The organism is Nostoc sp. (assembly GCF_036917355.1).
GTDB lineage: Bacteria > Cyanobacteriota > Cyanobacteriia > Cyanobacteriales > Nostocaceae > Nostoc.
Genome location: NZ_JBALDP010000109.1, coordinates 53,382 through 68,112 on the forward strand (window position 1 = coordinate 53,382; position 14,731 = coordinate 68,112).

Sequence of the window (14,731 nt, forward strand, 5' to 3'; positions counted from 1 at the left end):
TAACGACAAATGACTCTTTTAAAGTTCTGGTTTAATGCGATTGAGTTGGGATAGCAAATATTGTGTCACCAGGGTAGGCTGTTCGGCTTGCATGAGCGATCGCACCACAGCTACACGTTCGGCTCCAGCATCGATCGCATCATTGATATTATTCGCATCTATTCCCCCAATCGCAAACCAGGGAATTGAGCAATTTTTGGCAGCATAGCTGACATATTCTAGCCCTGTTGCTGCCTTACCTACTTTCGTGGGAGTTTCATAAACTGGCCCCACGCCAATATAATCTACACCTTCAGCAATTGCTGCTTGCATTTCTTCTTTATTTGTGGTAGAAAGACCGATCAAACGCTGCGAACCCAGTAATTGCCGAGCAATAGCAATAGGCATATCTTGTTGTCCTAGATGCACGCCATCGGCATCGACAGCTAAAGCTACATCCACGCGATCGTTAACAATAAACAAAGCGCCGTAGATGTGGCATAACTGGCGTAATTTTCTCGCTTGTTCTAGACGCAAAGAATCATCCGCGGTTTTGTCGCGGTACTGTAAAAGCGTTAATCCGCCTTTGAGTGCAGCCTCGACATTGTTCAACAAATTTTCACTAGGAGAAGTAACAAGATACAAATGCGATCGCCACAACAATTGATGGCGCTGATGACCCATTAAACTACTTTCTAGGGTATAAACCTGATAGCGCATTTGCTTACAAGCCTTAGCCATATTTGCCTGGTAAAGCTTGCTGTATTCTTCCAACACTCGTAATGCTTCTTCTATCCGGCAAAAGTTAGCTTGCAAGACCGATTTTATACTAGCTCGTTGTTCTTCTTGAGGATGGGTTAATTCAGTCCCAAGATCGCCTGGTGTATCTCGCGCCGCCCGCAATTCTGGGGTATGCCACTTGGCTACCTCTTGTCGCAGCCGTTTGCATTCAAGAGCCAACTGGGCATTATTCAACCCAAACCGACACCATTCCTCGATAATTCGCAAGCCCTCACGAGCGCGATCTAAATTGGCATCTAAAATGCGGTAAACAACTTGCTGTGTTTGCCCTTTTTGGCTGTATGGCTCGACCATCACAACAACCCCATTAGTGCTTTCATCAAAGTGTGAATTATCATAAGTCCTAGTAACCATAAGTGAATTAATTTGCTTTTTTTTACTAATTTTTGCGGAATCTACGCAAAACAACGTAGTAGTGAGGGTTATGGTAAATTATCCCATGTTCCTATAGACAGTGATAAGGGTAGTTTGAGGCTACAGTTTCGCACTGAGCTTAGTCAAGTATTTTATGGTAAACAACAAGCTTACAAAAGACTGCCAAAAGGGAATACACCAGAAAATCCACAATAGATATATTATCTATCCAAAACCCTTGTATAGACTAGCAGTATTACGACTCTACAAGGGTTTTGGATAACGCATATTTAATTTCATTCTTATATCTATTTAGATATGAGAGTGAAAATGATGTAGGCACAATTTATGAATTGTGCCTACAAATTATTTTGGGCAACGCACAATTAATTTCTGGAGATGTCTAATATCATTTATTACTATGTATTAAATATCGCCAATCGGTCAATATATGAGTAATATTATCGACATAATACTCTCTAGAGAGTATAAGAATTTATGATTACTTATAAGGAGTCGTGTTAAATATGATTCTCCCTCGTGTGTTTCCTGAGTACCGTAGAGTAGATGTTCTGTTTGCAAAGCTGAAGTTTCTGAAATCAGCAAGGCTTTTATTTTTTAGTTTTTCAGTATTATCTTTTACTGTAGGTATGGGGGCGGCAAGTATAGCGTTTCTGGGTATCAGCCTGGATAGTGCGTTAGCGTTCGCGGAGCGTTCCGTAGGAAAGCCCGCCGTTCGCGTTAGCGTCTCTGAAAGAGAGGCCTCTCGTAGAAAAGGCATCGCTCAGATTCCATCGACACCAAATTCAGCGCCTCTGAATCAGAAAACACCTTCTCAGGCTAATGTGCTATTTGTCAATCCTGGTGTTGGAGATGACAAAGCAGGCAATGGCAGCGAATCCGCTCCTGTAAAAACGATTACCCAAGCGCTGCGATTAGCTAATGCCAATACTGTAATTATGCTCTCTACGGGCACTTATAGCGCCGAGACAGGAGAGGAATTTCCCTTAATACTGAAACCGGGTATTTCAATTCAAGGCAACCCCAGCAATCAAGGTAAGGACATTATCATTCAGGGAGGCGGTGATTATCTGAGTCGGAGCTTTGGCGGTCAAAACGTCACAATTGTCGGGGCAAACCAAGCTTTGCTGACTGGGGTAACGGTGACGAACCCTAATCGCCGTGGTTACGGTTTATGGATTGAATCTAGCAATCCGGTAGTCGCAGAAAATACATTTACTGGTAGTACTCAAGATGGAATTTCCGTTAGTGGTAATGCAGCACCTACCATTAGTAAGAATTACTTCGATCGCAATGGAGCCAATGGCATCACAATTGCTGGTAACTCTAATCCCCAAGTGAAAGAAAATATCTTTCAGCAAACGGGTTTTGGGATTAATATTGCCCAAAATGCTGCTCCTATAGTCATAGGTAATCAAATTCAGAACAATAGATCGGGAATTGTCGTACAAGCAAATGCCCGCCCGATTTTGCGGAATAATTCTATTCAAGATAATAAAGAAGATGGTTTAGTTGCGATCGCTCAAGCAATGCCAGATTTGGGTAGTGCATCCGAACCTGGGGGTAATACATTTCAAAATAATGCTCGCCACGATATTAACGCTAGCGCTGCTAAACAGGTGATTTCTGCTGCTGGTAATAATCTTGTGAGCGATCGCATCACTGGCAAGGTAGATATTAACGGTACAACAGCACTAGCAACCCAAAATTCTCAACCCGCCCCTGTCCCCAACAATGCGTTAGGAGAAATACCATCAACTGGGGAAATTACCTTCTCATCTCCCGAAGTCTCTGAAACTACTAACGGGCAAACCAGCAACAGTATTTCAGCAAATAATCCTGTTTCTACACAATTAAACAGTCAAGTGCTGCCATTAATGCCTGCCAATAATGTACCGCCTTCCCCGCCTATATCCAAACAACCACCCACTTCTAGAGTCGCCGGATTTCCTACTCCTAGCAGCTTGTCAGGTAGACAAATACCAATTAATGCACAGCCACCTGATACACCACAGTTAAATTACGTGCGGATCGATCCTAATACCATTGAGTTTACTGCCACTGAGCCTCCATCCAATTCAGTTGTACAGCCACCAGTTCCAAGAAGTATGAGGGATCAAACGCAGCAGCCATTACCAATACTAGAAACTTCTGCCCCAGGTGCTTCAGAACTTTTACCACTCCCCGATCGCAATATCCCCATTGTTAATACTCGCAATCTGCAAACAAGTTCTGCAAGTATTCCCTATAGTGGTACGTCTGCAACACAATCTGGTGTACGGTATCGCTTAGTAGTGCCACTTGCAACTGATAAAGATCGAGATTTAGTGAAATTCCTTGCTCCTGGTGCGTTTCCCACAGTTTGGCAAGGTCAAAGAGTTATGCAAGCAGGAGTATTTAGTAGTGAATATAACGCTAAAGAAATGCTCAAAACACTCTCTAGTAAAGGTTTAAGAGTCATTATGGAGCCGTTAAATTAATTGATTGCTGACGCACAGCTTTAATTTCAGCCCTGATTTCATCGTCTGTAATCTCATTCACGGGGGGTTCGGCATAAAGTTCTGGAATTAAAGCCGTCAAATCTGAACGTAAATCTATTTGAATCAAGGCTCTAGCAACTTTTGCTCGTTCGTCTGGCTGCAACTGTTCTACCGCTCTAATGAGTTGTTCTAAAGTAATTGGGATCGATACCATGTCAGTATCCATCATGATAGTTTCTTAAATTTTAGTGCGTTTGTGCGATCGCTATCAGTCTTTTCAGCGGAATTTATAATTTACAAAAGCAATGTTATCCTAACTTGTCACGAATGAACCGATTTAATTTTATTCAATAGTAAGAGGTATGGAACCGACCATCGAGCAACTTAAAGCATTCTTTGACTTTTGCGTTCGGGCTAGTAATTTGTTTAGAGATATAGCATTGGTTAGATTTGATGAGAGGACAAGCCGAATCGTGATTTTGATAGGCGAAACCATCTAAGTAGAAATTCTTAGTAATGGGGAGAACATTATCCGATGACAGACTACTTAACTCTTAATGAGCAAGAACTAAGACAATATGTGATATCAAACCCCCAGGATGAGGAGGCATTTCAGCATTACCTCAGCATTATGAGAACGAAACCGGGGGTAGTGGTCAGCACTCCAGAACAATTAGAGGCTGAGTTAAAACGGCGTATTAATCAAGCTAGTTAACATAGAACCCGTTACTGAACATTCCAGTAACGGGGTTTTTTCAATTTAGCAGCTTGACTCAATGTGAATTTTAGTGAATTTTGGGACTTGCCTTTAGCCATCATCTTCTTGGATGTTCCTGCGATCGCACACCCTTATATCTGCGCTGATTTGGCGACTTGCGTCTGGATACAGCAGGCTCAGTTTTTTCCGTTTTACCAATTACTGAGAAAGTGATTGCCCTATTAGACTTGCCCCTTACCCCCATTAATCTATGATGGCGGGTTATTTTCAACAAGCTCGCTGCGCGAACCGACGAAATGTAAACTGTTCTAGGGATGTGTTCCATCTTACTTATAGCCACCGTTTACCTCAGCTATGCACTCACCAAATCCTACTTCACTCTCCTCGCTGACCCCTTCACTACTGACTTCTTTAGAAGTGTGTAGTGAAGAATCTGTCTATGCTCCCGGTTATATTCAGCCGCATGGAATCTTGCTGATACTGCAAGAGCCACACCTCAGAATCTTGCAGATTAGTGAAAATGTGGAACAGTTTTTTGGGATTTCGGCAGAAGCATTGCTGGGTCAACCATTACAACGGTTATTTTCTAACGATCAAGTGCAACAACTTGCTGGGTATCTAGCCCAAGATAACTTGGAGCTTTGCAATCCGTTTCAACTAAAAACCCGGCGGAGGGTTGCTCAGACTGATTGGCAACGAAAAAATCAGACATTTAGAGGTGTAATGTACCGGATGGTAAATGGGTTAATCCTGGAACTAGAACCTCAGCAATCCAGCAACAGAATCCATTCAACCCAGTTCTATCACCGCCTACAAGGAGCGATCGCCAATCTGCGTAATGCCACTAACCTGAAAGGTATGGCTCAAACCCTTGCCAGAGATGTCAAAGCAATGACTGGGTTCGATCGAGTTATGATCTACCGCTTTAAGGCAGACGACAGTGGTGTGGTGATTGCGGAGCAGAAACAGAGGCATTTAGAAAGCTACTTGGGACTGCACTATATGGCGACAGATATTCCAGCGCCAGCCCGCAAGTTGTTTTGCCGTAAGTGGATGCGATTCATTCCTGATGTCAATTACACCCCAGTCCCCCTGATTCCCCACAACCATCCTCTGACGGATACACCCCTCGATCTGAGTAATTCTCTGTTAAGAGGAGTGTCTCACTATCACATTGAATACTTACAAAATATGGGAGTTGCTGGGTCAATGACGATTTCGTTGCTCGACGACAAACGCCTCTGGGGATTAATTGCCTGTCACCACTCCAGCCCGAAACTAGTGGATTATGAAACTCGCAAAGCCTGTGAATTTTTAGGACAGTTTGCCTCAATTGAACTGGTGCATAAGCAAGAACAAGAATTGCATTTTTACCGAACACGGGTGAAAAGAATTCAGGATCAACTGCAAAAGACATTATTGCAAGAGTCCAATTTTATTGAGCAAGTGTTGAGCCGAAATACTTTTCAATTACTGGAGCTAGTTCATGCTCAAGGAGCAGCAATTTCACTTGACGGTCATTTGACATTAGTTGGTCAAACGCCATCGATCGCCCAAGTGCAGGATTTAGTGACGTGGTTGGTGCAACATCAGGGGGAACAAGTGTTTGCTACTGATTCCCTCTCACGTTTATATCCAGAAGCAAAGACATTTAAAGATCGAGCTAGCGGCATCCTCGCAATTTCAATTTTATTCAATCATGTTAAACAAAAGTCTTACCACATTATCTGGTTTCGACCAGAGCAAATCCAGACAGTGAATTGGGTGGGCAACCCCCAGGATACGGTGAAAATCAATCAAATTGGAGAGATGGAATTGTGTCCCCGAAAGTCCTTTGAACTGTGGAAGGAAACTGTGAAAGAAACTTCCTTGTCTTGGGAGATTGCGGAACTGGAAGCCGCTACCGAGATGCGAAATACGCTGATGTTGGCACTGCTGGAGTTTTCCCAGATAGCCCTAGAAGAAGCGGCAGAACAAGCTGCGATCGCCAACCGTGCTAAAAGCCAGTTCCTCGCCAAAATGAGCCACGAACTGCGGACTCCTCTCAATGCCATTTTGGGATTTACTCAGTTGATGAACCGTAGCGACAAGATTCCATCTGAGTTTCAGGAAGATTTAGACATCATTAGCCGCAGTGGAGAACACTTGCTAACCTTGATCAATGATGTATTGGAAATGTCCAAAATTGAAGCGGGTCAGTTACAGCTAACGGAAAATTGTTTCGATTTGCAGCAACTAATCCACTCTATCAGAGATATGGTTGCCCTTAAAGCTTTAGAGAAAGGAATTGATTTGATCGCAGAACAGCATACCAGCGTTCCTCGCTATGTGTATGGTGACGAATCAAAACTGCGTCAAATTCTACTTAACTTATTAAGCAATGCGATCAAATTTACGACAACAGGTAGTGTCACTCTGCGATTAGAAGCTTTGACTGGGAAAGTGGGCAGCATCAACTCACTTGATTCAAGAGATACCAGTGATTCCAAACCAGTCATCACCCTTCATATCGAAGTTGAAGATACTGGATGTGGTATCGCTCAGTCTGATATGGAAACTGTGTTTGCAGCCTTTATGCAAACAGAACGAGGTCGTCATACTCAAGGGACAGGTTTAGGCTTATCGATTAGTCGTCAGTTTGCCCGTTTAATGGGTGGTGATATTACAGTGCGAAGCATCTTGGATCGGGGGTCAACTTTTATTTGTGAGGTTTTACTGAGTCTGGGCAACTCAGTAGATATCATCGTGCCGGAAACGACTCGCACTGTTATCGGTCTAGAACCCGGACAACCCACTTATCGCATTCTAGTGGTAGAAGACTTTCAAGAAAATCGTCAGTTGCTCATCAGGCTATTGGAATCAGTTGGGTTCGAGATCGGTGCTGCCGAGAACGGAAATGAAGCGATCGCTCTCTGGGAAAAATGGCATCCCCACCTCATTTTAATGGACATTCAAATGCCCGTGATGGATGGCTATGAAATTACCCAGCAAATTCGAGCGAGGGATGCAGGTAAAGACGTAGTGATTATTGCGGTGACAGCTTATGCCTTTGAGGAAGACTACACCACCAGCATTCAAGCAGGCTGCAACGACCACATCAACAAACCATTTATAGAAGCTATCCTATTTGAGAAGATTGCACACTACTTAGGAGTCCGCTACCGCTACCGCGAAGAAGCTTTATCGGGGTTAGACCAGCAAACTTTAATTCAGAAATCCCTAACAGCCAAATATTTACAGGTAATGTCGCCAGAGTGGATTATTCAGGCGCATCAAGCAGCTTTGGATCTCAATGACGCCGAACTCTACAATCTCATCGCTCAAATCCCCAACCAGGAGCAAGTTCTCGCCAATGCTCTGAAATATTTGGTGGATAATTTTGAGCTGGAGGCGATAGCGAAGCGCTGCTGCGAAGCGCAGAGCGCCAATCTCACCCAAACTTAGGGAAGCGATCGAGGAATGTAAAAGAAGCGTTAATTTAGAATCATCCTAATTCCTCATTTCAGGATAGTAAAACTATGAATTATCCATTTCCCGGAATGAATCCTTATTTAGAAAATCCTGTGTTTTGGTCATAAGTACATCATCGATTGATAACAGCGATCGCAGATACTATTGAGCAAAATATTCCCCCGCAGTATCGAGTGGCAATTGAACAACGTACTTATTTAAGTGATGACTCCGATTCTGTATTAGTTGGTATACCTGATGTTTCTGTTTTTTCTCAACAAAAATTACCGCAGCAATACTCATCAACTGCTACCCAAACAGAAACGTCAGAAGGCATCACGGTGATGATACCGTTACCTGAACATATTACAGAAAATTACTTAGAAATTCGAGAAGTTTCTACAGGTTTTGTGGTGACATATATCGAAATTTTATCGCCTAAAAATAAACGCCCAGGCGAAGGTAGAAAAGCCTATGAACTGAAACGCAAACAAATTTTAGCTAGTCTTTCTCACTTAGCCGAAATTGATTTACTCAGAACTGGAAACCCCATGTCAATTTTAGGGAAAATTCCTGTAACAAATTATCAAATTATTGTTAGCAGAAGTGAAACACGTCCTCAAGCTAAATTATACGGATTTAGCATTAGAGAAACGATTCCCATATTTCCATTACCTTTACAGTCAGAAGATATAGAACCGATTGTAGATTTGCAATCTTTATTGCATGGCATATACAATCGTGCCAGATATTACTTAGCAATCGATTATAATAAAGAACCAGTACCACCTCTAAAATCGGAAGATGCTGTATGGTCTGATACCCTTTTACGCGAACAAGGGTTAAGAAATAATTAGTTTTTAATATTCCCCATTCCCCTATGGCTAATTTACTTAAATCCCCTTCAGAAACGAATATCCTCGTCGTGGACGATACCCCCGATAATCTACGGTTGTTAGCCAAAATATTAGAGTTGCAGGGTTACATCATTCGTAAATCCATCAACGGGAGAATGGCATTACAAGCCGCCGAACGACATCCGCCGGATCTGATTCTGCTTGACATTAATATGCCCGAAATGAATGGCTATGAGGTTTGTCAACAGTTGAAAGCATCAAAAAAAACAGATCAAATTCCGATTATTTTTATTAGTGCCCTTGACCAAATTAATGATAAAGTGCAGGCTTTTGAATTGGGTGGACAAGACTATATCACCAAGCCATTTCAAGAACTTGAAGTGCTAATGCGAGTCAGAAATCAGTTACTCATCAAACAGCAATATCAACAACTTATTGAGCAAAATCAACGCCTAGAGCATGAAATTCAGGAACGCTTGAAAGCTGAAGCAGAGGTAAGGCAGCTATCTTTAACTGATGAATTGACAGGACTATATAATCGACGTGGTTTCTTTTGGCTGGCAAATCAGCAATTCAAAATTGCCCAACGCACACCAATGTTATGTTGTCTTTTGTTTGTTGATTTAGATGGTTTAAAGCAGATTAATGATTCTCTAGGGCATGAAATCGGAGATAAAATGCTCGTTGACACAGCCCAATTACTAAAGCAATCCTTCCGTGATTCGGATATTATTGCCCGTCTAGGAGGAGATGAGTTTGTCATATTTATTCCTGTCTGCTCCCAGAATACAGATGAATTTTCTCCTCGATTGCAAGCAAATATCGATCGCTTTAATCAAGAGCATAATTACTCATATCAACTATCCATAAGTGTTGGTGCTACCCAATGTGCTTTAAATGAAAACGTTTCACTAGAACAATTGCTAGAAGAGGCTGACAAGCTCATGTATGAGCATAAACGTGCTAAACGCCTCAGAAATCATTAATTGTTCTATTGAAATAGGAGTTACCTTAATCGTTTAACTGCATCATGCTAATGAATTCTTAATTACGAATTACGTTAGCGCAGCGTTAGCGAGTATTCGAGCGTCATTACGAATTATTCGGTCACTGGCTCTGCGTCGGAGAACGCCACCTGATACTCCTTATCTCCCCACTCCCTATCCTGGCTTATGATCCAAACGGGTGGCTTGCTCTAGGGCGGCTTTTTCTTTGGCTCGGCGGACATAGGGTTGTAATTGGGCGCGATCGCAAGCTGTGAAAATACTCAGATTTTCTAAGGTAATCCCCCGCATCAACATTTCTACGCGCCAGGTTTGTTGTGCTTGGGCGATCGCTGGTGTTTGTCCTTGGGGAGTTAACAATCCTTCGCTCCATACTTGCCAACGTGTCTCAAGTTCTGATTCTGAGATCGGTGTGCCTGTATCATTCAGAAACATGGCTGTTTGAGCATCTTTACGACTTTTCAGCCATTTGATTAAGGGATTATTGGTAAAAGAGCCGTAGCGTTTCCCCAAAATCCATTGATTCACAGGCACTTGACGGACAAATCCGGGAATTGTGATTTGCAAGAAGTGCCCTTGAGTATCGTAGATTTGGTGCGATCGCTCCAAGTTAGTTATTTCTGTAGCGGATAATCCAGCCCCAAATAATACGTAAGCCAAGGCATAATCTCGTACTCCGAATTTCCTGGCTTGTTGCAGAATTTCGTGAACTAAGCTAGCTGGTAAATCAGCTACTTCTGTGGTGGTGAATCCTCCTTGTAAGGAATTTATTGGTGATTCTGTTGAAGATGACATGGCTCCATGTAAAAACAACTCCACCAAATTTTCGAGAAAATCATCCCGATCCTCCCAAAGTTCGTGAAATTCGCTGGTGAACTCAATTACTGCATATCCCAAAATCATCCCATTCAGCAAACTGGCTAATTTTTCTGCGGGTAAATAAGTATTTAGGTGTCCTTGCTGGATTACAGTAGCTAAATACTGAGCTACATAACGGTTTGCCTCTGTGACTCCCCTGCCTAGTGCGCGGCGATTTTCTGCCGGGAATTGGTCGGCTTCACCTACCACAGACCGAACGAACTCTGGCACTCGTTCTAATGTATGTAAAGTGTCACTTGCATAATCTTTAAGAGCTTGGTAAACATTGCCGGGAGGTGTTGCCCGTCGCACCAGCGACTCACCTAAATCCTTGAAGGCTGCGGACTCTTCCAGCACAGCCAAAAGCAGTCCATGCTTATTGCCAAAATTCCGAAATAGAGTCACTTCGTTGACTTCGGCTTTTTCAGCAATTTGGCGGGTTGTGGTAGCGCTGACTCCCTGAGCAGAAAATAGCTCAAGTGCAGCTTGAATCAGGCGTTGACGAGTCGAAATGAGTTGAGATGACATAGAAAAATGCAAGTGGCACTTGCAGGGGTATCAGAGTTCTGCTAGCATAACAAATGTAAGTGATACTTGCTTTACTCTACTGTAACTAACTAGTAAGAGGGTGGATAAATCCTTAGTGGGATTATGCCCAATAAAAAGTAAATCACTGCATCATCCATCAACAGGAATTTTTATGACCGCAAATTTTGGGGCGATCGCTCCTGAGAGAGGCAACTCACCTCAACTCAGTTGGACAAATGTAGTATTTTTTACTACATTTCATGCTTTAGCACTTCTGGCTCCTTGGTTTTTCTCCTGGCCAGCATTAGGTTTGCTAGTGTTTCTCCACTGGTTGTTCGGGAGTATTGGTATTTGCCTGGGATATCACCGACTATTGAGCCATAAAAGTTTCCAGGTTCCTAAGTGGTTAGAGTATGCGATCGCCCTGATTGGAGCGCTGGCTTTACAAGGCGGGCCAATTTTTTGGGTAGGTGGACACCGCCAACATCACGCCCACACAGAAGATATCAATTTAGACCCCTACTCTGCTCAAAGAGGATTTTGGTGGAGCCATATACTGTGGATTTTCTACCCACGTCCAGAATTTTTTGACTATGACACCTATAAAAAATATGCCCCTGATTTAGCCAGACAACCCTTTTATTGTTGGCTAGATCGTTACTTCCTGCTATTGCAAATACCCTTCGGGCTGCTGCTTTATGCTCTAGGAGGATGGCCTTTTGTATTCTACGGAGTGTTTCTCAGATGTGTCTTGCTTTGGCACTCAACCTGGTTTGTAAACTCAGCATCACACCTGTGGGGTTATCGCACCTTTGATGCTAATGATGGCGCTCGTAATCTTTGGTGGGTATCCCTCGTAACTTATGGAGAAGGCTGGCACAACAACCATCATACTTATCCTCACATGGCGAAATCTGGGTTGTCTTGGTGGGAAATTGATGTTACTTGGTGGAGTATCTTAGTATTGCAGACTTTGGGTTTAGCTAAAAAAGTTGTCTCGCGTCCTCCTCAAGGTGCAACTCACGGCTAAATTGCAACTAAACGCTCGTGAATTTGTTATGCCGATTGCTTCTTGCAGTCGGCTTACTAATTTTTATCAGTAGTATTTCACGGTAAAATCTAACGGATTAAATCACCACAATACATCAAGTGTGAAAACTGACAGCATTTTTTATCGTCTTTTTCAAGAACTTCCTGGGATCTTTTTTGAATTAATTGGTAATCCACCCCAAACGGCAGAGACTTATCAATTCTCCTCAATTGAAATCAAGCAAACGGCATTCCGTATAGATGGTGTTTTTCTCCCAACACAAGGAGAAGAAAATCCGATTTATTTTGTTGAAGTCCAGTTTCAAACTGACACAGAAATTTATTCTCGCTTATTTTCAGAAATTTCTTTATACTTACGTCAAAATAAACCGAAAAATTCTTGGCGAGGAGTAGTTATCTATCCCGATCGCAGTTTAGATACAGCAGATATCAAGAATTACAGTGAATTTTTCGCTAGCGGGCGCATCAGTCGCATTTATCTTAATGAATTAGGTGAAACTGCATCATTGCCAGTTGGAATTGCTACGATGAAATTAGTCGTCGATGAAGAGGAGACAGCTATTATCGCTGCTAGGCAGTTAATAGAGAGAACCCAGCAAGAAATCAACATCGAACCACAACGGCGGCAGTTACTAGAATTGATAGAGACAATATTAGTTTATAAGTTTCCGACGATGAGTAAAGAGGAGATTGAAGATATGTTTGGGTTAAGTGATTTGAAACAAACACGAGTTTATCAAGAAGGTAAGCAAGAAGGCAAGCAAGAAGGAGCGCGTGAAGCAAAGTTTAGAATGATACCTTTGTTGTTGAGATTGGGATTGAGTTTTGAAGAAACTGCGAAAGAGTTAGATTTGAGTCTAGAAGAAATTCAGCAAGAAATGCAAAAACAGCCTCCAAGCCAGGATACGTAATCTACAATTACAGCGGAATTCAGAATTCAGGAGTCAGAATTTAGAAGTAAAATAGGCTTTTTACCTGGCTTTGAGACTTAGCCTGTGTACCTCAATAGCTTTAAATTCGCTATATGCTCGCTCGCGGATTTACCTACATATTCTTACTATTTCCCATTCCCATAATTTTTAATTTTTTCTATGATTTCGCTCTCTCCCATTCTTCAAGCTAGACTTTCCCAACCCTTAAAGATTGGCTCCTTTGAGGTAAAAAGTCGGGTTCTCCAGTCGCCTTTATCTGGAGTGACAGATATGGTATTTCGCCGTCTCGTGCGTCGCTATGCCCCAGATTCGATGATGTATACCGAAATGGTTAATGCTACGGGGTTGCATTATGTCAAGCAGTTACCCAAAATTATGGAGGTAGATCCAAATGAACGCCCAATTAGCATTCAACTATTTGATTGCCGTCCAGATTTCCTGGCAGAAGCAGCAATAAAGGCAGTTGCCGAAGGTGCTGATACTGTTGATATTAATATGGGTTGTCCGGTAAATAAAATCACTAAAAATGGTGGTGGTTCTTCGTTGTTGCGGCAGCCAGAAGTAGCAGAGGCAATTGTGCGGGAAGTGGTAAAAGCTGTTGATGTTCCTGTCACCGTAAAAACTCGTATTGGCTGGAATGACAACGAAATTACTATTCTCGACTTTGCCAAGCGGATGGAAGATGCCGGGGCAAAAATGATTACAGTGCATGGACGCACCCGCGCTCAAGGGTACAATGGCAATGCCCGTTGGGAATGGATTGCCCGTGTAAAAGAAGTGCTTTCTATCCCCGTGATTGGGAATGGAGATATTTTTTCTGTTGAAGCGGCGGTGAGATGTTTAGAGCAAACTGGCGCTGATGGAGTTATGTGTTCCCGTGGAACTTTGGGTTATCCATTTTTGGTGGGAGAAATCGATCGCTTCCTGAAAACAGGGGAGATATTACCATCCCCAACCCCAATTCAGCGTTTGGAATGTGCAAGAGATCATTTACAAGCTTTATGGGAATATAAAGGCGATCGCGGTGTACGTCAAGCCCGTAAGCACATGACTTGGTATGCTAAAGGTTTCGTTGGTGCTGCTGAACTCCGAGGACAGCTAAGTTTAGTTGAAAGAGTAGATCAGGGTTTGGCAATGATTGACCAAGCAATTGAAAAATTGGCTAATGGTTATGAACTAGAAGAAGAAGCACAAGATAGTTTGGTAATGCTTTAAAAAGTTGATTTTAACCTAGCTTGGGGTGATATTGTTGGTTGCAAAAAGTGATGCGATCGCTTGGATACCAATATTTCAGTTAGGGTTTAAATCTCCTGATGTAACTCTTTTGAATTTTGAATGTTTAACTAGCCAAAATGGAGGCTCACGATGTTAGTTTCCAAACACAATGATGTTGTAACCGTCCCCGAAATCCTTTCATTAGAAGACTTTATGGCAAATCCTCCAGAGGGGATGGAGTGGGTACACGAGCAACTGTTAGAAAAAACAGGGATGACATTAAAACACAGCGAAATTCAGTTTAATATTGGTTTTTACTGGAGAAGTTACATCAATTCCAATCAACAAGGTGGGAAAGTTTATACTGAAGTACCTTGTCGCACATATACCCCTCTTCTGTCACTCTCCGGGATGAGCAAGTAGTAACTAAGTGAAATTATCCAGAAGCATAACAGGGTTTAAATTGATTCATTGCACTAATTAA

The 14,731-nt window shown here is 42.4% G+C and carries 13 protein-coding genes and 1 pseudogene; 11 read left to right on the forward strand and 3 right to left on the reverse strand.

Features of this window, described 5'->3' with window-relative positions; genetic code table 11:
* Nucleotides 1-18 precede the first annotated feature (18 nt).
* Nucleotides 19-1,134 carry a thiamine phosphate synthase gene (locus V7K53_RS32460; protein WP_335201594.1) on the reverse strand — a complete coding sequence of 372 codons (1,116 nt, stop codon included), beginning with the start codon at nucleotides 1,132-1,134 and terminating at the stop codon, nucleotides 19-21.
* Nucleotides 1,135-1,661: 527 nt separating this feature from the next.
* Between V7K53_RS32460 and V7K53_RS32465 the strand changes: the two genes are divergently transcribed.
* Complete coding sequence (locus tag V7K53_RS32465) at nucleotides 1,662-3,635, forward strand: DUF1565 domain-containing protein (RefSeq protein ID WP_335201595.1); 1,974 nt, start codon at nucleotides 1,662-1,664, stop codon at nucleotides 3,633-3,635.
* Here the strand turns inward: V7K53_RS32465 and V7K53_RS32470 are convergent.
* Entirely contained in the window at nucleotides 3,616-3,864 is a 249-nt protein-coding gene (locus V7K53_RS32470) for a hypothetical protein (protein ID WP_335201596.1), read from the reverse strand. The two genes, V7K53_RS32465 and V7K53_RS32470, sit on opposite strands and share 20 nt — an antisense overlap.
* Nucleotides 3,865-3,997: 133 nt before the next feature.
* Here V7K53_RS32470 and V7K53_RS34180 point away from each other — a divergent pair, with 133 nt between their 5' ends.
* The 6 genes and pseudogenes from V7K53_RS34180 (at nucleotide 3,998) to V7K53_RS32495 (ending at nucleotide 9,646) form a co-directional block, all read left to right on the forward strand.
* Nucleotides 3,998-4,135, forward strand: coding sequence for a DUF6888 family protein (locus V7K53_RS34180; RefSeq protein WP_442940524.1), 138 nt, complete (start codon nucleotides 3,998-4,000; stop codon nucleotides 4,133-4,135).
* 35 nt (nucleotides 4,136-4,170) lie between these two features.
* Nucleotides 4,171-4,350 (forward strand): DUF6887 family protein, encoded by a 180-nt coding sequence (locus tag V7K53_RS32475; RefSeq protein ID WP_335186997.1) that lies wholly within the window; start codon nucleotides 4,171-4,173, stop codon nucleotides 4,348-4,350.
* A 63-nt stretch (nucleotides 4,351-4,413) separates the two neighbouring features.
* Complete coding sequence (locus V7K53_RS32480; RefSeq protein ID WP_335201597.1) at nucleotides 4,414-4,566, forward strand: hypothetical protein; 153 nt, start codon at nucleotides 4,414-4,416, stop codon at nucleotides 4,564-4,566.
* Between the two features lie 141 nt (nucleotides 4,567-4,707).
* Nucleotides 4,708-7,797 (forward strand): response regulator, encoded by a 3,090-nt coding sequence (locus V7K53_RS32485; protein ID WP_335201598.1) that lies wholly within the window; start codon nucleotides 4,708-4,710, stop codon nucleotides 7,795-7,797.
* 74 nt (nucleotides 7,798-7,871) lie between these two features.
* Nucleotides 7,872-8,660: pseudogene (locus V7K53_RS32490) on the forward strand (DUF4058 family protein).
* Nucleotides 8,661-8,683: 23 nt separating this feature from the next.
* Nucleotides 8,684-9,646: a GGDEF domain-containing response regulator gene (locus tag V7K53_RS32495; RefSeq protein WP_335201599.1), complete on the forward strand. Its 963-nt coding sequence runs from the start codon at nucleotides 8,684-8,686 to the stop codon at nucleotides 9,644-9,646.
* 174 nt (nucleotides 9,647-9,820) lie between these two features.
* Here V7K53_RS32495 and V7K53_RS32500 read toward each other — a convergent pair whose 3' ends face one another.
* On the reverse strand, nucleotides 9,821-11,050 hold the full coding sequence (locus V7K53_RS32500) for a TetR family transcriptional regulator (protein ID WP_335201600.1): 1,230 nt from the start codon (nucleotides 11,048-11,050) through the stop codon (nucleotides 9,821-9,823).
* A 172-nt stretch (nucleotides 11,051-11,222) separates the two neighbouring features.
* On the opposite strand from V7K53_RS32500, the gene V7K53_RS32505 reads away from it, so the two are divergent.
* The 4 genes from V7K53_RS32505 to V7K53_RS32520 all read left to right on the forward strand — a co-directional run bounded on the left by V7K53_RS32505 (nucleotide 11,223) and on the right by V7K53_RS32520 (nucleotide 14,670).
* Nucleotides 11,223-12,080 (forward strand): acyl-CoA desaturase, encoded by an 858-nt coding sequence (locus V7K53_RS32505; RefSeq protein ID WP_335201602.1) that lies wholly within the window; start codon nucleotides 11,223-11,225, stop codon nucleotides 12,078-12,080.
* Nucleotides 12,081-12,201: 121 nt separating this feature from the next.
* Nucleotides 12,202-13,011, forward strand: a complete 810-nt coding sequence (locus V7K53_RS32510) for an Rpn family recombination-promoting nuclease/putative transposase (protein WP_335201603.1) — start codon at nucleotides 12,202-12,204, stop codon at nucleotides 13,009-13,011.
* Nucleotides 13,012-13,191: 180 nt separating this feature from the next.
* Nucleotides 13,192-14,247 carry a tRNA dihydrouridine synthase DusB gene (dusB, locus tag V7K53_RS32515; protein WP_335201604.1) on the forward strand — a complete coding sequence of 352 codons (1,056 nt, stop codon included), beginning with the start codon at nucleotides 13,192-13,194 and terminating at the stop codon, nucleotides 14,245-14,247.
* 150 nt (nucleotides 14,248-14,397) lie between these two features.
* Nucleotides 14,398-14,670 carry a hypothetical protein gene (locus V7K53_RS32520; RefSeq protein ID WP_335201605.1) on the forward strand — a complete coding sequence of 91 codons (273 nt, stop codon included), beginning with the start codon at nucleotides 14,398-14,400 and terminating at the stop codon, nucleotides 14,668-14,670.
* The last annotated feature ends 61 nt before the right edge of the window (nucleotides 14,671-14,731 follow it).